The sequence below is a fragment of the Ectobacillus ponti genome (assembly GCF_024294785.1).
GTDB classification, from domain to species: Bacteria; Bacillota; Bacilli; order Bacillales; family Bacillaceae_G; genus Ectobacillus; species Ectobacillus ponti.
The window spans coordinates 1-19042 of sequence record NZ_JANCLT010000001.1; the positions used below are offsets into that span (position 1 = coordinate 1).

General features: G+C 50.7%; 23 protein-coding genes. 5 read left to right on the top strand and 18 right to left on the bottom strand.

What is annotated here, in order from left to right; all coding sequences use genetic code 11:
* Positions 1–182: 182 nt before the first annotated feature.
* The 5 genes from NK662_RS00005 to glcT all read right to left on the bottom strand — a co-directional run bounded on the left by NK662_RS00005 (position 183) and on the right by glcT (position 5790).
* On the bottom strand, positions 183–332 hold the full coding sequence (locus NK662_RS00005) for a hypothetical protein (RefSeq protein WP_254756105.1): 150 nt from the start codon (positions 330–332) through the stop codon (positions 183–185).
* Positions 333–464: 132 nt separating this feature from the next.
* Positions 465–2174, bottom strand: coding sequence for a phosphoenolpyruvate--protein phosphotransferase (gene ptsP / locus NK662_RS00010; RefSeq protein WP_254756106.1), 1710 nt, complete (start codon positions 2172–2174; stop codon positions 465–467).
* Entirely contained in the window at positions 2174–2437 is a 264-nt protein-coding gene (locus NK662_RS00015; RefSeq protein WP_254756107.1) for a phosphocarrier protein HPr, read from the bottom strand. The genes ptsP and NK662_RS00015 overlap by 1 nt, the downstream gene beginning before the upstream one ends.
* A 97-nt stretch (positions 2438–2534) precedes the next feature.
* Entirely contained in the window at positions 2535–4556 is a 2022-nt protein-coding gene (ptsG, locus tag NK662_RS00020) for a glucose-specific PTS transporter subunit IIBC (RefSeq protein ID WP_254756108.1), read from the bottom strand.
* 361 nt (positions 4557–4917) lie between these two features.
* Positions 4918–5790: a glucose PTS transporter transcription antiterminator GlcT gene (glcT, locus tag NK662_RS00025; RefSeq protein ID WP_254756109.1), complete on the bottom strand. Its 873-nt coding sequence runs from the start codon at positions 5788–5790 to the stop codon at positions 4918–4920.
* Positions 5791–5975: 185 nt separating this feature from the next.
* Between glcT and NK662_RS00030 the strand changes: the two genes are divergently transcribed.
* Both NK662_RS00030 and NK662_RS00035 read left to right on the top strand, forming a co-directional pair.
* On the top strand, positions 5976–6797 hold the full coding sequence (locus NK662_RS00030) for a Cof-type HAD-IIB family hydrolase (protein WP_254756110.1): 822 nt from the start codon (positions 5976–5978) through the stop codon (positions 6795–6797).
* A gap of 162 nt (positions 6798–6959) precedes the next feature.
* A complete protein-coding gene (locus tag NK662_RS00035; protein WP_254756111.1) occupies positions 6960–7436 on the top strand; it encodes a hypothetical protein in 477 nt (158 codons plus the stop codon).
* 11 nt (positions 7437–7447) lie between these two features.
* On the opposite strand, the gene NK662_RS00040 is transcribed toward NK662_RS00035, so the two are convergent.
* The 4 genes from NK662_RS00040 to NK662_RS00055 all read right to left on the bottom strand — a co-directional run bounded on the left by NK662_RS00040 (position 7448) and on the right by NK662_RS00055 (position 10337).
* A complete protein-coding gene (locus NK662_RS00040) occupies positions 7448–7855 on the bottom strand; it encodes a VOC family protein (RefSeq protein WP_254756112.1) in 408 nt (135 codons plus the stop codon).
* Between the two features lie 102 nt (positions 7856–7957).
* Positions 7958–8872: a ComEC/Rec2 family competence protein gene (locus NK662_RS00045; protein WP_254756113.1), complete on the bottom strand. Its 915-nt coding sequence runs from the start codon at positions 8870–8872 to the stop codon at positions 7958–7960.
* A gap of 140 nt (positions 8873–9012) precedes the next feature.
* Positions 9013–9588: an SMC-Scp complex subunit ScpB gene (gene scpB, locus NK662_RS00050; RefSeq protein ID WP_254756114.1), complete on the bottom strand. Its 576-nt coding sequence runs from the start codon at positions 9586–9588 to the stop codon at positions 9013–9015.
* Between the two features lie 14 nt (positions 9589–9602).
* Entirely contained in the window at positions 9603–10337 is a 735-nt protein-coding gene (locus NK662_RS00055) for a segregation/condensation protein A (RefSeq protein ID WP_254756115.1), read from the bottom strand.
* Positions 10338–10514: 177 nt separating this feature from the next.
* Here NK662_RS00055 and NK662_RS00060 point away from each other — a divergent pair, with 177 nt between their 5' ends.
* Entirely contained in the window at positions 10515–10604 is a 90-nt protein-coding gene (locus NK662_RS00060) for a YjcZ family sporulation protein (RefSeq protein WP_438503562.1), read from the top strand.
* 172 nt (positions 10605–10776) lie between these two features.
* On the top strand, positions 10777–11295 hold the full coding sequence (locus NK662_RS00065; RefSeq protein WP_254756117.1) for a DUF309 domain-containing protein: 519 nt from the start codon (positions 10777–10779) through the stop codon (positions 11293–11295).
* A gap of 17 nt (positions 11296–11312) precedes the next feature.
* Here NK662_RS00065 and NK662_RS00070 read toward each other — a convergent pair whose 3' ends face one another.
* The 3 genes from NK662_RS00070 to NK662_RS00080 all read right to left on the bottom strand — a co-directional run bounded on the left by NK662_RS00070 (position 11313) and on the right by NK662_RS00080 (position 13016).
* The gene (locus NK662_RS00070; protein WP_254756118.1) at positions 11313–11675 is read right to left on the bottom strand and encodes a GNAT family N-acetyltransferase; all 363 of its coding nucleotides are present in this window, start codon (positions 11673–11675) and stop codon (positions 11313–11315) included.
* Between the two features lie 352 nt (positions 11676–12027).
* Positions 12028–12462, bottom strand: a complete 435-nt coding sequence (locus tag NK662_RS00075) for a peptidylprolyl isomerase (protein ID WP_254756119.1) — start codon at positions 12460–12462, stop codon at positions 12028–12030.
* Between the two features lie 83 nt (positions 12463–12545).
* Positions 12546–13016, bottom strand: coding sequence for a hypothetical protein (locus NK662_RS00080; RefSeq protein ID WP_254756120.1), 471 nt, complete (start codon positions 13014–13016; stop codon positions 12546–12548).
* Between the two features lie 280 nt (positions 13017–13296).
* On the opposite strand from NK662_RS00080, the gene NK662_RS00085 reads away from it, so the two are divergent.
* Positions 13297–14163 carry a DUF1002 domain-containing protein gene (locus NK662_RS00085; protein ID WP_254756121.1) on the top strand — a complete coding sequence of 289 codons (867 nt, stop codon included), beginning with the start codon at positions 13297–13299 and terminating at the stop codon, positions 14161–14163.
* A 108-nt stretch (positions 14164–14271) separates the two neighbouring features.
* On the opposite strand, the gene NK662_RS00090 is transcribed toward NK662_RS00085, so the two are convergent.
* From NK662_RS00090 to spoVAC, 6 genes are all read right to left on the bottom strand, one after another.
* Complete coding sequence (locus NK662_RS00090; protein ID WP_254756122.1) at positions 14272–15057, bottom strand: HAD family hydrolase; 786 nt, start codon at positions 15055–15057, stop codon at positions 14272–14274.
* 105 nt (positions 15058–15162) lie between these two features.
* Positions 15163–16635, bottom strand: coding sequence for a spore germination protein (locus NK662_RS00095; RefSeq protein ID WP_254756124.1), 1473 nt, complete (start codon positions 16633–16635; stop codon positions 15163–15165).
* Positions 16601–17191, bottom strand: a complete 591-nt coding sequence (gene spoVAEA / locus NK662_RS00100) for a stage V sporulation protein SpoVABEA (RefSeq protein ID WP_254756126.1) — start codon at positions 17189–17191, stop codon at positions 16601–16603. The genes NK662_RS00095 and spoVAEA overlap by 35 nt, the downstream gene beginning before the upstream one ends.
* Positions 17192–17196: 5 nt before the next feature.
* Positions 17197–17547 carry a stage V sporulation protein AE gene (gene spoVAE / locus NK662_RS00105; protein WP_254756128.1) on the bottom strand — a complete coding sequence of 117 codons (351 nt, stop codon included), beginning with the start codon at positions 17545–17547 and terminating at the stop codon, positions 17197–17199.
* 3 nt (positions 17548–17550) lie between these two features.
* Positions 17551–18567: a stage V sporulation protein AD gene (gene spoVAD, locus NK662_RS00110; RefSeq protein ID WP_254756130.1), complete on the bottom strand. Its 1017-nt coding sequence runs from the start codon at positions 18565–18567 to the stop codon at positions 17551–17553.
* Positions 18568–18579: 12 nt separating this feature from the next.
* Entirely contained in the window at positions 18580–19035 is a 456-nt protein-coding gene (gene spoVAC / locus NK662_RS00115; protein ID WP_254756132.1) for a stage V sporulation protein AC, read from the bottom strand.
* Between the last annotated feature and the right edge of the window lie 7 nt (positions 19036–19042).

The following is a 19042-nucleotide window of genomic DNA, read 5'->3' on the forward strand; positions in this document are numbered from 1 at the left end:
GTTCTCTCGTAAATGTTTGATATAATGTATTTCAGGCATTGCTAGCATCCTTTCATGACCTCCATCTATGTTGGCTTCGACACCTAACACAGTAGAGGGAAATGGGGGAGGCTGGCAAGCCTTTTTTTATGCACTCGTACTATGTACAAATCCCTTGCAATAGTCTGTACTTTTATTTTGCATTAAACACCCAGACCGGCAAAGCCATCCCGGATCACCCACCACTCTGTTACTTCACATCCTAACATATCCCGGCAGTAGGCTTTTGAAGCCTCCAAATCGGAAACAAGCAATACAGCCAGGGAGCTATGGATTTGTCTTTGGTTTTTCATAAAATGCATCCCCTCTCCATACAATGAATGACAGCTTTCTGATCCAGCTGTAATACCGAATGTATACAGAAACAAGAGAAATAAAAACAAAAAAAGAGCTGACTCATGGTTATGAATCAGCTCTTTTCCTTATTAGATGCTTTTTACAAGCGCTACAACCTCTTCAGCTGTAGCCATGTTCAACGCTTTTTGCGCCATGTCTTCCATTTGTGCGCGGGACAGCTTCCGGATTTGGGAGCGTGCCGGCAGGATGGAAGTCGCGCTCATGCTGAACTCATGCAGGCCGAGACCAATCAGAAGAGGAATCGCCAGCGAATCGCCAGCCATTTCGCCGCACATGCCAGCCCACTTGCCTTCCTTGTTCGCTGCGTCAATCACCATTTTCACCAGGCGAAGAATGGATGGATTGTATGGCTGATACAGGTAAGCAACCTGCTCGTTCATGCGGTCTGCAGCCATGGTGTACTGGATGAGGTCATTGGTGCCGATGGAGAAGAAGTCCACTTCCTTCGCAAACACATCAGCCAGCACCGCAGAAGCCGGAATCTCAACCATCATGCCGACCTCGATGCTGTCAGATACAGAAACGCCCGCGCTTACAAGCTTCGCCTTCTCTTCCAGCAGCACCGCTTTCGCCTGGCGGAATTCATCCACAGTCGCGATCATCGGGAACATGATTTTCAGATTGCCGTACACGCTCGCACGCAGCAACGCACGCAGCTGTGTACGGAAGATGTCCTGCTCATCCAAGCAAAGACGAATCGCACGGTAGCCAAGGAATGGATTCATTTCCTTCGGCAGGTGCAGGTATGGAAGCTCCTTGTCGCCGCCAATATCCAACGTACGAACGACAACAGGCTTACCTGCCATACGCTCAAGCACTGTTTTGTAGGCATTGAACTGCTCTTCCTCAGTCGGCAGGTTATCACGGCCCATGTACAGGAACTCCGTACGGTACAAGCCGACGCCTTCGCCGCCATTGTCAATGACGCCTTTTACGTCATTCGGTGTGCCGATGTTCGCCACCAGCTCCACCTCATGGCCGTCAGCAGTCAGTGTCTTTTCGTTCTTCAGCTTTGCCCATTCTGTTTTTTGCGCTTCATATTGCTCCTTCTTTTCCTCGTAGGAACGAAGCTCTTCCGCAGTCGGGTTCACGATGATTTCGCCGTCCAAGCCGTCAACAATGACCATATCGCCATTTTGGATATCCTTCATAACCGTCTTTGTGCCAACTACAGCCGGAATTTCCATTGAACGCGCCATAATTGCAGAGTGAGATGTACGGCCGCCGATATCCGTTGTGAAGCCTTTGGCATACTTGCGGTTCAATTGAGCCGTATCAGATGGCGTTAAGTCTTCCGCAATGATGACAACTTCCTCCGTGATTGTGCTTGGGTTGGAGAAGCTGATTCCCAACAAATGCGCCAATACACGCTTTGTCACGTCACGGATGTCCGCCGCGCGTTCCTTCATATATTCATTATCCATGCTTTCGAACAGGCCAATGAACATATTTGCTACTTCGTTCAACGCAAACTCCGCGTTCACGTTCTCGCTTGTCACTTTATCCTTAACCGGGTTCACCAGCTCCGGATCGTTCAATACAAGCAAGTGGGCTTCAAAGATCGCGCCCTTGTCAGCGCCGAGCTCTGCATAAGCACGATCTTTGATTGCCGTCAATTCTGTTTTGGATTGCTCCAATGCTGCGTCTAAGCGGGAAATTTCCGCAGCAGCATCTGTGATCGACTTCTTATCGATCGTAAAATGAGGATTTTCCAGACGGAAAGCTTTTGCAATGGCAATCCCGTTGGATGCGGCAATCCCCTTGATGCGAAGAGTCATTACTCAGCCAGGCCTTCGTTTTTCAGTGTTGCTTCGATCGCTGCCAATGCTTGAGCCGCATCATCGCCTTCGGCAGTAATTGTGATATCAGAGCCTTGCGGAATACCAAGGGACATAACGCCCATGATGGATTTCAGGTTTACTGTCTTGCCTGCATAGGCAAGATTGATGTCTGCATTGAATTTGCTTGCTGTATTAACCAGTACTGTTGCCGGACGTGCGTGAATGCCGGATTCGCTTGTTACTTTAAAGTTCTTTTCCATGTTCATTCTCTCCTTTTTTCTTCAAGAGGTATGTATAGTGGACAGTGCCGCAAACCGTCGCACCACCACTATACATATTACCACATAATAAGACAAATTACTTGATTGTCACAACGCCTGTTTCACCTTTTGCTGCCGGTCCCTGCTTGGCCAGCACAACCTCCTGGCCTTCCTTCAGGTTCGTGAACACGATTGGTGTCATGACAGACGGGGCATTGCTCTTCACAAAGTCCAGATCAACCTGCAGAATGGCTTGTCCCTGCTTTACTTTGTCGCCAAGCTTGACAAGCGCTTCAAAGCCTTCGCCGTTCAGTTTGACTGTATCAATGCCGAAGTGGATCAGAATTTCTTTGCCGCCCTCAGACAGAATACCGATTGCATGCTTTGTCGGGAAGAGGTTGATGATTTCGCCGTTGACCGGAGAAACCACTGTACCGTTTGCAGGTTCAACCGCAAAGCCATCGCCCATCATCTTGCCGGCAAACACTTGGTCCGGAACCTCTGTAATAGGAGCAATGCGGCCTTCAATCGGCACTGCGATTGTTTCTTCCGCTACTGCCGGGGCAGCTTGTACAGCAGGCTGCACTTCCTTCACAATTTGCGGTGTGCGCCCCTTCATGATGTCATGAATTTGGGACTTCAGTGTATCGGATTTTGGCCCGAAAATCGCTTGAATATTGTTGCCCACTTCCAGGACGCCGGCTGCGCCGAGCGCTTTCAGTCGGGATTTGTCCACATTCTTTTGATCGGCAACCTGTACGCGCAGACGAGTGATACATGCATCCAGAGACGCAATGTTTTCCTTGCCGCCAAGCGCCGCCAGGATTTCACGCGGCAATTCACCGGCTTCCACCGCCGGAGCATGGTCATCTTCCTCGACAACTTCACGGCCAGGCGTTTTCAGATCCCACTTGCGGATCGCAAAACGGAAGCCGAAGTAGTAAATCAGCGCGAACACAAGGCCTACAGGAATGACCAGCCACCATGCTGTGCGGTTTGGAAGAACACCGAACAACAGGAAGTCGATGAGACCGCCGGAGAAGGTCATCCCGATTTTTACGCCAAGGATATGCATAATCATGAAGGACAACCCTGCAAATACTGCGTGAATGGCAAACAGCACAGGAGCCAGGAACAAGAATGAGAATTCAATTGGCTCTGTAATACCTGTCAAGAAGGACGTCAGTGCAGCAGAACCAAGGATACCTGCTGCCATGGTTTTGTTTTCCGGACGTGCTTCATGGTACATTGCCAATGCCGCCGCCGGAAGACCGAACATCATGAACGGGAATTTACCGGTCATGAATGTACCAGCCGTCAAAGGCACCCCGTCCTTCAGCTGTGCAAAGAAAATCTTTTGGTCACCGTGAATGATTTCGCCGGCTTTATTTGTGTACTGTCCAAACTCATACCAAATCGGCGTATAGAACACGTGGTGCAAGCCGAATGGAATCAGGGAACGTTCCACCAATCCGAAAATAAAGGCTGCCAGCGTTCTGTTCTGGTCGATTACGTTATGAGAGAACGCATTCAGCAAGCTTTGCACCGGAGGCCATACGAAGAACAGCGCGATTCCGACCAGGATGGAGAATGCTGCTGTCGCAATTGGAACAAAGCGCTTTCCGGCAAAGAAGCCAAGATAAGATGGCAGCTCGATGTTGAAATACTTGTTGTAGCAATAGGCTGCCAGGATACCGATGATGATACCGCCGAATACACCCGTTTGCAGGGTTGGAATTCCCACAACGTTTGACACACCTGCAACCTTATTGACCATGTCAGGAGTGACGCCTTTTAACACACTGAGTGTTTTATTCATAATCAGGAAGCCTACGATCGCTGCGAGGCCGGCTACACCGTCTCCGCCCGCCAATCCGATGGCTACCCCTACCGCAAACAATAGGGCAAGATTACCAAAGATAATATCACCGGATTGCTCCATAACTTTTGCGATCAGAACGAACCAGCCAACCTTTAATGCTGGAATCCGGTCTGTTAATGCCGGGTTTTGCAGCGCATTGCCGATGGCGAGCAGAATCCCTGCTGCAGGCAAAATCGCTACGGGAAGCATCAGCGCTTTCCCGACCTTTTGAAGAACACCAAATAGTTGTTTAAACATCGGGTTTCTTCCTCCTTTTGAATGTATATAGTTTCTGTTTCGGCAAACAAAAAAGGCATGGGCAAAGAAGGACAGAGATGGCTCTTTGAAGGGTAGTATAACCCTTTTCAGTGCCATCATCCTATCTCTTCTTCACTCATGCCTGATCGAATCAGTAACACGTGTCGAATGAGTCAAATAATTGCAATCGTACTGCACGTTCGAATATTCGTTTTGACTGCCGAAAAGTAAGCAACTCTCGAAATGAATTATACAAAAACGATGAAAGCGATTCAACACTTTTCTTCTGAAAAAGAAAAAAACCTTTTCTCTTTCCTTTGGCAAGGCGATATCACGCTGCCGGACACACGCTGCGAACGGATTAATGCCCCGTGCCGTTTGGGCGGACCTGCTGCTTGCTTTGGACAAGACGCTGCAGGTGCATCGTTAAATATACCGTCTCCGCTTCATAGACAGGGAGACGGAGGCTATTTTGCATCACCCTGATCAGCACCCATGAGAGGTTATAGCACTCGGGATATTCCTCCTTCAGGATTTCCGCGAACCGCTTCGGCTCCTCCATGGCTTCCCCGCTCTTCACACGCTCAATGGCATAATGCAGGTGGCGCACGAGACGGAGATAATGAATGCTTTCCTTATCCAACTGAACCTCCATCTGATTTTCAATGATTTCAGTCAGCTGTGCAATTAAGCGGGAGTTTTGGTTCATGGCTGTCAGTTCGGTATTATGCACGGCGCTGTAAATATGCAGCGCAATGAAGCCAACCTCACCTTCAGGCATACGCAGCCCAAGCTTGCGTTCAATCATCTCCACAACACCCTTGGCAATCGTATATTCCTCCGGATAGAGCGCCTTTGTCTCAAGCAGAAACGGGTTATCAATAGCCATGCCCTGCTTCATGCGCCTGATGGCAAATGCCAAGTGGTCAGTAAGCGCCACGTGAATATGCTCGTTCAACGGCCCCCCGGCCTGCTCCTGGACATACAGCAGGATGTCATTCATCAGTTCAATCAAGTGCTCGCTCACATGCGGCACAAGCTGCTTGTACTGCTCCCGTTCCCGTTCATTCTTCAGCACGAACAGCTTTTCTGCAAGCTCGGGCTGGAAGAGGTCGCCGGCCTTTCTGCCGAATCCGATTCCCTTCCCGATTACGACAACCTCCTCATGCTCAGGGTGGGCCGCAATGAGAACATTGTTATTCAGTACCTTTTTAATCTCAATTGGACCGTTCATTTGATTTCCTCTCATCCATTCATAATACAAGTCAGATAACTTTTATGTTACAAATAACGATGTTTTTCGTCAATCTTATTGCCAGTTGGAAGAAGTTTCTTTCTTCGACAGAGCTTCCGGGAAACAGTATAATGAAACAGTACACGCACAAAGAATTATTCTAATATAAAGGAGATGTGAATATTTTGATCAAAATGTTCGTAAGCGACATAGATGGCACCATGATGCAGCACGGCGGAACAATTGATGCGGCGGACATACAAGCGATGCGCGGAATGGCCCAGGAAGGCATCATTCTTTGCTTTGCTTCCGGGCGGCTCGACAATGAGATTGCCAGCCTGATGCAGGAGGTCGGGGCCGATTTCCACCGAATCAGCGTAAATGGCGTGTTCGTCTATACACATGACGATGAGTTGCTGCTCCACTCACACTTCGATCCCGCGGTTCTGCCCCGCTTGCTGGAAATGACAAACAAAGAACACCTCATCCGCTATATAAGCGATGAGCACTCCTACTACATTGAGAAAAAGACGCCTCTAGTCCTGCAAATCGAGGAACAAGCCAGAATGACGTCAATGGAAGAACCGCTGCTGGCGGAAAAAGTGGGCACGAGCATCTTCCCTCATAAGTTTACCATTGGGGCGGAAACTGAGGGCGAACTGCTGCTGCTGCAGCGCGAGATTGAGGAGGCCTTCCCTGGCAAGGTCAGCACCTTCATTTCGGCAAAGCTCTGCCTTGACATTATGCCGCCCGATGTCAGCAAAGGAGCTGCCATTTCCGTGCTCCTGCAGCAGCATGGTCTGGAGCCGCATGAAATGGCATGTATCGGCGACTCCTACAATGACATTCCGATGTTCGGGCTGACCCCGCACAGCTTTGCCATGCAGAATGCGGACGAAGAAGTACGGACACACGCACGCCATGTGGTCTCTTCTGTAAGAGAAGCTGCCGCCTTTGTCCGACAATATAATCGCACGCAGCAGCAAAACAGCGCCGGCATTTCCTAAGCGGGCGCTGTTTTGTTAGTATATCTTATGCGATGCTCTTCCCCCTCTATGCCAAGATTAGCAAAAATAAGGGAAATATGAATTATTTTGCCGGAAAATAAAGGGATTTGCCGCAGCTGTCACTAAATATTATGATACAACTCGTGCAAAGGGGTGACATCTGTGAACAGGAAATGGCTTTATATTTTCCTTGCTTTGCTGCTCACAAGCGGGGTAAGCGCTTTCGTATATTATTTTACGGCCAAGGCAGCTGATCCGCCGCCGCAGGCAGAGCGGACTGTCCTTGTCAATGAAGGCAAGAATATTTCAGAGGATGTTCATACATATCATGAAAAGCTGAATCAGTACGTATGCTACGGGAGGGCGGATGAATGGAGCAGCAGTGAGAAGTGGAAGAAATATGCTGCGGATTTAACCGCCCTGCAGCACACCTTTCAGGCACATGCCGCTGAAGCCAAGGACGGGAAGCTGAAGCAGGATTTGCTGCGTGCCGCGGGCTTTGCTGAACAAGCACTGCGTACGGAAAATGTAAAGCAGCTGATTACCCTGCATCGGCTGCTGCATGATTTGGATATTCTTCTGAACAGCTATCCGGATCAGCTTTGGCACGTGACCTACCTGGAAAACAAACAAAAATGAGGCGGTCTGCCTCATTTTTGCTGCACCAGGCAAAATTTATTTCCATCTAAATCCTGAAACACAGCTTGAATGCCCCAATCCTCTTCCTTTGGCTCCGACAGAAAAATGACTCCCCGTTCCTTCCAAAGCTCCATCTTCTCATGCAGCTGCTTCGTTTCGAGGCAGATTAAGGGACTGTAGCCAATGGTTGCGAGCATGCGTGCTCCTTCCTCCGCCCCATTCCATTTCAGCGGATTCTGCAAGCGCAGCTCCAGCTCCGGCTGCTCCTGCGGCGTAACCGTGATCCATCGCGGTGAATCGAGATAATCTCCCAGCGCGTCATATGTATGCGGTTGAAATCCAAGCACGTTTGTGTAGAACTCCAGCGCGGCAAGCTCATCACGGACATATACCCCTACTCCTGCTACTGTCGTAATCATCTCGTTATTCACTCTCCCTCTTGTTCTCGTACTGTAGAATTCGCTCTTCTTAAAGCGCTTTCCTTCAGGGGGGAGCGGAAGATTTTCTGCAAAAACTTACATTTATCGTACAAGCGGCAGCGGCATGTCTCCGTTCACACTGATGCTTCGCCCGTCTGTCTCAAACTCCACATCACCGTCAGCAGTCCGATACATTTGAATGCCGAACCGCTTCAGCCGGCGCAGCACACTCCGGTGCGGGTGCCCATACGGATTGCCCCTCTCGTACGAAATGACCGCAAACAAAGGGTTCACCTGCCGCAAAAAGGCTCTTGAGGTGGACGTGTAGGACCCGTGATGGCCAACCTTCAGCACATCCGCATGCATATCGTATTTCTCAATCATTTCTCTCTCCGTCTTCACATCTGCATCACCGGTCAGAAGAAAATCAGCACGCTGATACCGGATTTTAAGGACAATGGATGATTCGTTGTTTTCCAGCTTCTTTTTGCCATTGTTCATGACTTGAATGGAGACATCCGGATCAAGCGGCAAGTATACGCCTTCCTTTGCATATTCAAAAGGGAGGCGGCGCTTGCGGATGCTGCGCCGATAGAGCTTGTAGGTGAGGGAATAATAAGGCTTGCCGCTGTCAAGCACGGCCATGACAGGCACTTGCTGAATTACGGTGATCAGCCCGCCGATATGGTCCACATCCGGGTGAGTGCTTACTACTAAATCCAGCTTCTGAATGCCCGCTTCAATCAGCTTATGCAAAATAACTTCGCCGGCTTCAGGCGGCCCTCCGTCAATCAGTACCGTTTTGCCGTTCGGGAGGATGAGGATTGCTGCATCTCCCTGCCCTACTTTCAGAAAGGAAAGCTTCAGCTTATGATCCTGCCGCAGCTCATCGTACTCTGTCAGTGATTCCCCGGCAGCCGGCAGGAAGCTGTGCGCAGCATGCGATGTACCGGACAGCCAAGATAACAGAAAGAAACATATGCCAAACAAGGTGAGGCGCACCCGCAACATGCGCACCTCCTTTTTCTCCTTATTATGGCTGCAGGCAGCCAATCTTATGAACAAGGAATCTGCAGAGATCCGTGAAAAAAGACCGCTGGATGCGGCCCGTTTCATCTTTATGCGCCAAATCACATTTGGCCGGCTGCCCGACGCGTTTACGGCAGCGGCAGCTCCCGCAGCGAGTCGAAGAACAAATCGGCTTCTCCCGTCTCTTCCAGTTCATCCGGAAGCGGCGGCAATTCCTCCAGCGTCTTCAGCCCGAATACGTCCAGAAATTCCCGTGTTGTGCCGTATAGAATTGGGCGGCCTGTCCCTTCTGCTCTGCCAACCTCTTTGATCAGCAGGCGGGAGACAAGCGTCTGCAGCGCTTTGTCTGTTTTGACGCCGCGCACCTCTTCAATTTCCGCCCGGGTAATCGGCTGCCGATAAGCAATAATGGCCAGTGTCTCCAAAGCGGCCTGCGACAGAGAAGCACTCCCCGGCACTTCCACCAGCTTCTTGTAATGCGCAGCATGCTGCTTCTTGGTGGTCAGCCTGTATGCATTGGCATACTGGACAATTTGCAAGCCGCGCTGCGGCTGCTCATAGTCTGCTTTGAGTTCGTCCAGCAGCTCTCTTACTTGTGCGGCATCCATCTCCAATACGGATGCCATTTGCTCAGCATAGATGCCTTCTTCGCCAGAGACAAACAGCAGGCCTTCAATAACGCCTTTTTGCTCCTTCCGTTCCATGCACAGCCTCCTATTCACGGTTTCAGTAGAAAAATTTCTTCAAAATTACGCTCCTGCTCCAGAAGCACAAGATTTTTCTTCAGCAGCTCCAGCACTGCCAAGAAGGTTACAACGATTGCTTCACGGTCATCCTGCGGAAACAAATCAAAGAAGCTGCTGCGCCCATTCCGCTCCTCCAGCTGGTGCAGCACCTCCTCCATGCGCTGTTCAATCGGGATTTCCTGGCGCGCCACCCTGGTGGTGATAGGCTTTTGCAGCTTTTTGCGCCGCAGCAGCTTTTGAAATGCCGCCAGCATATCGTACAGTGTCACATCCACCGGCAGGCGCTCCTCAGCCTCTTTCTGCTGAAAAGAGCCCAAATCCAATGGAGGGCGTGTATACAGCTCAGCCCGCTCCTGTTCCCGCTGCTTCAATTCATTGGCAGCCTCTTTATATTTCTTGTATTCAATCAAACGCTCCATTAAGTCCTGGCGTGGATCATCCATCATTTCCCCGTCTTCATCGAGCAAGGGCTCCTCCTGCTTTGGCAGCAGCATCTTGCTCTTAATAGCCAGCAGCGTGGCTGCCATGACCAGGTATTCGCTGGCAACATCAAGCTGCAGCTCCTGCATGGCGTGGATATAAGATAAGTATTGCTCTGTGATGACCGCAACAGGGATATCGTATATATCGATTTCATAACGGTTGATCAAATGGAGGAGCAGGTCCAGCGGCCCCTCAAACGCCTCCGTTTTAATGTTGTACTGCATCGGGACATCCCACCTCGTTCAAGATTACGGCACATATTAGTATAGAGGAAATGAACAGCGTATCCAATATACAAACCAAAAAAAGCGCAGGAAAATAGACGGATGCCCATACCACAGGGCCCATCCCGCTCATATGATACATTGTAATCAGCACAAACTATGCAGGAGGTTCACACCATGGGTACTACTGGATTCTACGGCGGTTTCGCTTTGCTTGTTGTTCTGTTCATTCTTCTCATTATCGTCGGCGCGGCAATCTGCTGGTAAACCAGAGGAGGGCAGACATTCTGCCCTCTTTTCCTGTGACAACAGCAGGGAAACAGCCCCTGGCCACCAGTGCTCCGGCCCATCTGCTGTCCAGTTTTACGAAAACCCGCTTTCCTTCCCCGCTTGTTTTTCTTACACTGTACATATACACGTCTGGAAGGAGGGTGCTGGCATGTACCCAGAAGCTTATATAGATTACCTGGTTCACTTTCACGGGGACCGCGATTATTTTGAATGCCACGAGCTGCTGGAGGAGCATTGGAAGCAGGATCCGCCCGCTTCCCGCTGCAGACATTGGGTTGGGCTCATCCAAATAGCTGTGGCACTCTACCATCAGCGCCGCGGCAATTTTACCGGCGCAGTCCGGATGATGAACAGCGCCATTTCCATCCTGGAGCAGGAGCGCACAGCCCTGCCCTCTCTCGGACTGGACTCCGATGCGCTGCTGCCGATGCTGCATGCTTGTGCGGCAGACATGCAGCAGGATCAAGCATATACCAGCCTGCAGCTTCCCATCGCAGATCCTGCCCTGGAAGCGCAATGCATGCGCCGCTGCCTGGAAAAGGGCTTTGCCTGGCGCAGCAGCAGTGACTTGCATAACGCAGACCTCCTGCACCGGCACAGCCGCCGTGACCGCAGCAGCGTGATTGCCGAGAGAGCACGTTCGCTGCAAGCAAAAAAGCAGAGATAGCCGTCTCTGCTTTTTTCTTACATATTTTGAACTGTGTCACCGCACTTTTGGCAAAAGGAAGTGGTATACTCATTGCCGCATACAGTGACCCCCGGCATCATGGCACGCAGCTCCTGCACCATCTTGCTGCCAATGCCGGCATGGCGGTGCGACGGCGTAACGCAAATATGCTGAATCTGCACCACTCCATCCTCTTGCTTCACCGTTCCAATGATGCCAAGCATATCATCATCTTCTCTCCATAAGTACAGCTGCCAATTCTCGTTCGTTTCGTACTCCTTGATCGTACACCGCAGCTTCTTTAATTCCTTTTCTGTCGGCATGAACGATAGAAGGCCCATGGCAATCTTCTCATAGCTTTTCTTGAAACGAATTAACATAAAAAATTATCCCTTCTTATTCAGCAAACTTTCTCATCCGCAACTGCTTCCATTCAGCAATCCATCCTGCTGCATAAGCTTCCGCTTCCCGCTGCCTAATTAACTGCTTCACATTTATTTTGTGTTTATTTTACACCATTTTCCCATAGGTGAGAAGGCATGGGCTAATATTTTGCAAAGGCGGCTTCTCCCGAAATCCGGCAGGAGGGAAAGTCCGGCGGACGGAAATAGAACCTAGACCCCGCCTTTAGTATATGCAATGTTCCATGACTTGTTCATGCAAGCCGTGATGCCTGAGTCTCCAGGCAAAAAAGAAGCCCGTCCAGCAACAGCGGGACGGGACAGCCTTCTCTTATTCTTCCCAGACTTTGACTTCCTTCATAACATCGCCCTGACGCATTTTCAGCGCTGTATCCAGGCCGGACGTCACCATTCCGAATACCGTGTGGACACCGTCGAGGTGCGGCTGCGGCTCGTGAACAATAAAGAACTGGCAGGAGCCTGTGTCTTTGCCGCGGTGCGCCATGGACAATGCGCCTGCTTTGTGGCGGTGCGGGTTGCCTGCTGTTTCGCATGGAATTGTATAGCCGGCATCTCCTGTACCGTTGCCGTTTGGATCTCCGCCTTGGCTTACGAAGCCCGGAATTACACGATGGAACTTCAAGCCATTATAGAAGCCGCGATTTGCCAGCTTTTCAAAATTTTCAACTGTTTTGGGAGCTGCCTCATGGTACAGCTCAAACTCGATTGTTTCACCGTTTTCCATAATGAAATGTCCTTTTTTCATGGAAAATCTCTCCTTCATCTATGTATTCAGCCTCTATCATACCATATTGTGCCGGGAACACAAAGGAGAGGACTCTCCCCCCTTTACTTCTGCTTTGCCTGAAACGTGCGCCCCCCTGACAGGAAACGCTTTGTTTCCGCATCATAAATCGCATAAGCGCCCCGGAACTCCTTCTCATCCTCGCGCACTGACAGGAAAAAGTATACCTGCCGTTCAGGATGCGGTGTTGGATAAAAGACAATTTCATCATGCGGATACAAGCGTTCATTCCTTCCATCCTGCATCCGGTAATAGTAGTTTTGCACTTCATGAAACAGTACCTTCTTGCGCACGTTTTCCTTGGCATTCTCAAATTCACGATACGGAGAATCGCCTTTCTTCAGCAGCTCTTCGTAAAATTCATCCGCTGTTTGCCGGATGTCCTTGTCCTTATTGGCCGGCAGCAATTCCTGCTTTGCCTGTGCCGGCATCACAGCTCTGTCTTGGGCCGACACTGTCTGGGGAACTGCAGCGAGCAGCACCATTGCCCCCAAAATCCATTTGTTCCGCTTCATCCTGCTGCACCTCACGTTTCCTTAAGATACCTTTAGCTTCCCTCCGGCATACCCGTTCTATCCGATTTCAAACGGGCACACCTGGAATTTTGTCCAAAAAATCCATCCTAAGACTGATGACAGCGCATAGAAATATACTATAATGTGTATGTTGCCAGAAAAGCGGAGGGGACTCGCCCGGCATCCTTCATCCGGATAACAAGAATGGCACAGCATGCTGCACCTGAAAAGGACATGCAACAACAGCAACGGATTATACTGACAAAAAGGAGTGATCTCCATGAAAATGAAATTGACGGCATTTTTGCTTGCGCTGGCCGTTTTTTTCCTGCCGGCAGCTGCCTCAGCTGATGTTGTGGAAGGCGACACGATCGTGACTCTCGGAGAAAATCTGACACAGCAGCAGAAGGATCAGATTTTGCAGGAAATGAAAGCGCCAAAGGACGCAACCACAATTACTGTATCCAATGCCGAAGAGCATAAATATTTGGACCAGTACGTCCCGAAAGGACAAATTGGCTCCAAAGCCCTTTCGTCCTCTATGATTACGTATACGAAGAAAGGCTCCGGCCTGATTGTACAGACGCACAACATCAATTGGGTGACAGATGCCATGTATACAAACGCACTGATCACAGCCGGCGTAAAGGATGCAAATATCTATATTACCGCACCTTTTGGAGTCTCCGGCACAGCCGCCCTTACCGGTTTGATGAAGGCCTATGAGCTCTCGACAAATAAGCCGATTGATGAAAGCGTCAAGCAGGTGGCGAACCAGGAAATGGTGACAACCGCAAAGCTCGGCGATCAAATCGGTTCTGACAAAGCCGTACAGCTTGTGACGCGCATCAAGGAGGAGCTGGCGAAAAATCCGCCGAAGACGACAGAAGACATGCGCGCACTCATCAAGCGGATTGCCGCAGAGCTTGGCATTCAGCTGACAGATGAGCAATTAAACAACCTTGTTACCTTGTTTGATAAAATGAAAAGCTTGAATATTGACTGGAATCAGGTGGGCAATCAGCTGAACAAAGCAAAAGAGCAAGTAACGGCATTTCTGAGTTCAGAAGAGGGGCAAACATTGCTGGACCAGCTGAAGGGTTTGTTCTCCAGCTTTATTGATTTCATAAAGTCCCTATTTAAATAACGTACAAAGCTGCTTCCTTGTGGAGGCAGCTTTTTCTAAAGAGGAATCTGGTCAATTGTTCAGCCAGGCTGCTTCTCTCCTCTGGCACACCCATCGCTCATATTTCCTCTAGGCAAGCAACGACAGCTTCATGACAGCTTCCTCCACAGAACGGACCACATGCATAGCGCGCTCCTTCACGCTTTGGTTTGCATGCTGCAGCGCGAAGGAATGCGGAGTGACAGCGAACATGGAGACATCATTGAACGAATCGCCGATGCAGGCAACCTCCCCTGGCTTCAGGCCCAAATGCTCCATCAGCACCCGGAGCGCCTCTCCCTTGCTGACGCCAGCCGGCATCAGGTCCACATACTGACGGCCGCTGATGACAACCTCGGCTTGTCCGGCAAATACATCCCGCAGTTCTTCATCCAATCGCTGCACTTCCCGTTCCTCCCCGTAGAGAAAGAATTTCGAGGGATGAATGCTTTTGCCAAACTCCTCCTCCAATGTTTCCAACTCAATCACTTCTCCTTGAATGTGCTCCTCAAACTGCTTATGCACTTCTCTCTTGCGCCTCGTATACCGCTCCGCCTTGGCGCATACCACCTCGGCAAGCTGCTGCGGATGGAGGTAACGATATACATCCCGCGCTGCGCTGCCAGAAAAGACACGCTCATGAATGACAGTTCCGTCACTCGTTGTAACATACGCCCCGTTCAAGCTGGCTGTATGATACGAAATGCCAAACTGGCGGACTGCCTCGTGGATGCGGTGGGCAAATCGGCCGGAGGAAAAGCAAATCTCCGTTCCCTGGTCAGCCAGCCACTGCAGCGCCCGTTTGTCGTGGGCATGCACTTCTTTGACATTATACACAAGCGTATCATCCAAATCGCTCACAAACAGTTTAATCACACCATCCACTCCTTTTCGCTCTTTGCTTCTATCGTACGCTGTCTATATGAAAGTATTGTTCATTCTATCCAAAATTTATATAAAAATAAGCAGGCTCCTGCCTGCTTATTCTTGACGATGTACATTTTGTGCGTGAACAATGCTTGGGCGGCGCTTTAAGCTGGACATGCTTGGCCGCACCACAATTTTCATCAGCGCTCCCCCGTCAAACGGCAAGAACGGCCACAAATACGGCGTTTGCAGACTGCGGATGGAAGCAAGATAGAGGAAGACAATCGTCATGCCCACGATGAATCCTGTTTCGTGGAGCCAGGCCGTCATGACAATAATGAAAATCTTGGCAATCTTATTGGCCAGGCTGAGCTCATAGCTCGGTGTCGCATAAGCGCCCAATACGGAAACAGCTGAATATAAAATGACTTCCGGCACAAACAAGCCGACCTCTATGGCAATTTGGCCGATCAGCACAGCAGCAATGAGACCAAGCGAGGTGGATAAGGAGGTGGGCGTATGAATGGAGGCCATCCTCAGGAATTCCAAGCCCACCTCGGCCAGAATAATTTGCAGGAAGGTCGGCAAATTGGTTACCTTATTTGGCCCGATATAAGCCAGCTCCGGCGGCAGCAATGTCGGGTCAAACACAAATACAAGCCAAAACGGAAGCAGAAACAAGGAGGATAAAATACCCAAAAACCGCACCCAGCGCAGGAAGGTGCCGACTGCCGGGTTTTGCCGGAATTCCTCTGCATGCTGTACATGATGAAAATAGGTTGTCGGTGTAATCATGACGCTCGGGGAAGTATCCACCATAATGAGGACATGTCCTTCAATCAGATGGTTGGCTGCCACATCAGGACGCTCTGTGTAGCGGACGAGCGGAAACGGATTGAAGCTTTGCTTGACAACAAACTCCTCTACCACCTTGTCAGCCATCGTGATGGCATCAATATGAATCTCCGCCAGCTCTTTTTTTATAATCTTCACCAAATCGGGATTGGCAATATCCTGTATGTAGGCAATGCAGACGTTTGTTTTCGAGCGCGTTCCGACCGGGGTCATTTCATAACGGAGGCGAGGATCGTGAATACGGCGGCGAATCAAGGCCGTGTTCATGACGATGTTCTCTACAAAGCCATCCCGGGCACCGCGGACGACCTTCTCCGTGTCCGGTTCCATCGGCGTCCGGCCCGGATAGCTGCGCACATCTACAGCAAGCGCATAGTCTTCCCCTTCCACAAATACCACAATCAGACCGGATGTTGCCTGATGGATGACGTCCTTCATATCCGTAAACTTTGTGACCTGTTGATGCACCAGCCGGTTCTCGATGACCTCCGCAGCATTCCTGCCGGTATGGTCCGTATCATTCAGCACCACCAGCGTCTCAAAGATTTCAACAATTAAGGACGAATCGAGCAAGCCGGTGACATATAGAATGCCGACATCTTTCCCAAGGACCTTCAGTTTGCGCAGGCCCACATCAAATGTAACGCCAAGCCCCATGGTTTGCTTCAAATAATTTTCATTATCCGTAACGAAGGAGCTAACGGGAACGGTTACCTTCCGGGCGGCTGTCATAATATCCGCTCCTTTCCAAAATTAATTCCACCGCTTTCCGTGTGATGGGTGACCCTTTTTTCACATCATCATTGCCGTACATTTTGCCGATGTCGCCAATGCCGACAATGACCGGCACATCCAGTTCATCCAGACAGTAGACCGTGTCGCCGTTGATCCGGCCAATCTCCACATCCGCCAGACCGTCCTTGTCCACCCCGTATTCGGTCAGCCGGCCGGCACGGTCGATGCTGACATCGACTCGCGCCCATTCATTCCGGTGTGTATTGGAGGCGACTGCCAGCACCCCCAGCACCTCGATTTGCGGGTGGCCGGCCACATATTTCATCGCTGTTTCTCCCGGACCCTCGCCAATGAAGCCGCTGTCATCAAACATGACAAACACAGGATCATACGGTGTCTGCAGAATCAAGTCCACCAGCGTAATCCCGGACAAGACGGTAGGATTGCTTTGCGATGCCGAGATACAGCGGCCGCCGAATTCCTTCGCCATATATTCTACTGTACGCTGTGCATATTCATCTCCGTCTGTTACCAAGATCACCCTTCTTTTCATCGCTTCTATCCTTTCGGTTTAAAGACTAGTGCAACTAAAAACGCGAATAAAATGGCCGCTGAAATACCGGATGACGTCAGCTGAAACATTCCCATGCCGATCCCAACAAATCCATGGCTGTTTGCTTCCGCCATCGCGCCATGCATCAGCGCATGTCCAAAGCTTGTAATCGGGACTGTCACCCCGCCGCCCGCAAAGCGGATGAGATTATCATAAATGCCAAAGCCGTCGAGAATTGCCCCGAGAACAACAAAGCTTGCCATAACGTGTGCCGGGGTAAACTTGGCAATATCGAGCAGCAGCTGTCCGATGATACAAATGGCGCCGCCGACAAGAAACGCATATACATACTCCATGTCCTACACTCCCTTCGCCCGTTCGAGCACGACGCCATGCGCAATGGTCGGGATGGATTCCTTTTGCTGCACCATTGTCGGGCTCAGCAGGGCACCGGTGGCGACGACAAGGATGCGCTGCAGGCTGCCAGTCTTCAGCTGCTCCAGCAAATATCCGTATGTCACGACCGCCGAGCAGCCGCAGCCGCTTCCCCCTGCAAATACGGTATCATCATCAGGCCGGTAAATCATCAGGCCGCAGTCGTTGTATACAGCCCCCATTTCATAGCCTTCCTCCAGCACAAGCTGCCGGGCAATCGGCGCCCCGATATTGGATAGGTCGCCGGTTACAATCAGATCATAGTCCTTTGCAGTACGCCCCATATCCTCAAAGTGCTGCTTAATGGTGCTGGCGGCTGCCGGCGCCATTGCAGATCCCATGTCAAACGGGTCTGTAATGCCCAAATCCTGTACTTTGCCGATTGTAGCCGCCTTGACTTGGATAGGGCTTGGCTCCCTGCCGATGATGGCCGCACCGGAACCCGTTACGGTGAAGGTGGCGGTTTCCGGCTTCTGTCCGCCGTACTCAGTCGGATACCGGAATTGCCTTTCCGCTGTCGCATTATGGCTGCTGACAGCAGCCAGCACCCGGTTTGCAAAGCCGCCGTCTACGAAGGCCGACCCGACTGCCAATGTTTCCATGGAGGTGGAGCAAGCCCCGAACATCCCGAGGAACGGCACACCAAGGGAACGCGCCACATAGTTCGCCGTGACAATCTGGTTCAATAGGTCCCCGGCCAAAAAGAAATCTATATCCTCGGCCTTCAGCTCTGCCTTCATGAGAGCTTGGCGGATCGCATCCTGCATGAGACGGCGCTCCGCACGCTCCCAGCTTTCCTCCTGGCAATGCAGGTCATCATATGTAATATCAAAATATGTGCCGAGCGGCCCCTCCTTTTCCTTGGGCCCGACCGCTGTGCCGGCAGACTGTATGTAGATGTCATTTTCGTACACCCATGTTTGCTTTCCTGTCAGCCTCACATTCCTTCCTCCTTACATAATCATCTTAATGGCATAACGGATCAAGCCGACAATGTAGGCCGCAGTAACCCCGAATACAATCACGCTTCCGGCCAGCTTAAACATGTTCGTGGCCACCCCGAGGACAATCCCTTCACTGCGGTGCTCCATGGCTGCGCTTGTCATCGAGTTGGCAAAGCCGGTGACCGGAACCGCAGAGCCTGCTCCGGCAAATTGTCCAATCCGGTCATATACCCCGAATCCGGTCAGAAGGGAAGAAATAAGAATGAGAGTGGCCACGGTCGGGTTTCCCGCTGTCTCCTTCGTGAATCCGAAGTAATTCATATAGAAGTTCATCAGCACCTGCCCGAATGCGCAGATGAGGCCGCCGACGAAGAAGGCCTTCAAGCAGTTTTTCAGGTAAGGAGGCTTTGGCTGATATGCCTTAATGCCCTCTTTGTAGTTATCCTTCAGCTTCTGTTTTGCCATCTGTACT

Coding starts and splice junctions, on each gene's coding strand:
- NK662_RS00005 (WP_254756105.1), bottom strand. CDS start 332: ATGAAAAACCAAAGACAAATCCATAGCTCCCTGGCTGTATTGCTTGTT.
- ptsP (WP_254756106.1), bottom strand. CDS start 2,174: ATGACTCTTCGCATCAAGGGGATTGCCGCATCCAACGGGATTGCCATT.
- NK662_RS00015 (WP_254756107.1), bottom strand. CDS start 2,437: ATGGAAAAGAACTTTAAAGTAACAAGCGAATCCGGCATTCACGCACGT.
- ptsG (WP_254756108.1), bottom strand. CDS start 4,556: ATGTTTAAACAACTATTTGGTGTTCTTCAAAAGGTCGGGAAAGCGCTG.
- glcT (WP_254756109.1), bottom strand. CDS start 5,790: ATGAACGGTCCAATTGAGATTAAAAAGGTACTGAATAACAATGTTCTC.
- NK662_RS00040 (WP_254756112.1), bottom strand. CDS start 7,855: ATGATTACGACAGTAGCAGGAGTAGGGGTATATGTCCGTGATGAGCTT.
- scpB (WP_254756114.1), bottom strand. CDS start 9,588: ATGGAACGGAAGGAGCAAAAAGGCGTTATTGAAGGCCTGCTGTTTGTC.
- NK662_RS00055 (WP_254756115.1), bottom strand. CDS start 10,337: ATGCAGTACAACATTAAAACGGAGGCGTTTGAGGGGCCGCTGGACCTG.
- NK662_RS00060 (WP_438503562.1), top strand. CDS start 10,515: ATGGGTACTACTGGATTCTACGGCGGTTTCGCTTTGCTTGTTGTTCTG.
- NK662_RS00065 (WP_254756117.1), top strand. CDS start 10,777: ATGTACCCAGAAGCTTATATAGATTACCTGGTTCACTTTCACGGGGAC.
- NK662_RS00070 (WP_254756118.1), bottom strand. CDS start 11,675: ATGTTAATTCGTTTCAAGAAAAGCTATGAGAAGATTGCCATGGGCCTT.
- NK662_RS00075 (WP_254756119.1), bottom strand. CDS start 12,462: ATGAAAAAAGGACATTTCATTATGGAAAACGGTGAAACAATCGAGTTT.
- NK662_RS00080 (WP_254756120.1), bottom strand. CDS start 13,016: ATGAAGCGGAACAAATGGATTTTGGGGGCAATGGTGCTGCTCGCTGCA.
- NK662_RS00085 (WP_254756121.1), top strand. CDS start 13,297: ATGAAAATGAAATTGACGGCATTTTTGCTTGCGCTGGCCGTTTTTTTC.
- NK662_RS00095 (WP_254756124.1), bottom strand. CDS start 16,635: ATGACAGCCGCCCGGAAGGTAACCGTTCCCGTTAGCTCCTTCGTTACG.
- spoVAEA (WP_254756126.1), bottom strand. CDS start 17,191: ATGAAAAGAAGGGTGATCTTGGTAACAGACGGAGATGAATATGCACAG.
- spoVAE (WP_254756128.1), bottom strand. CDS start 17,547: ATGGAGTATGTATATGCGTTTCTTGTCGGCGGCGCCATTTGTATCATC.
- spoVAC (WP_254756132.1), bottom strand. CDS start 19,035: ATGGCAAAACAGAAGCTGAAGGATAACTACAAAGAGGGCATTAAGGCA.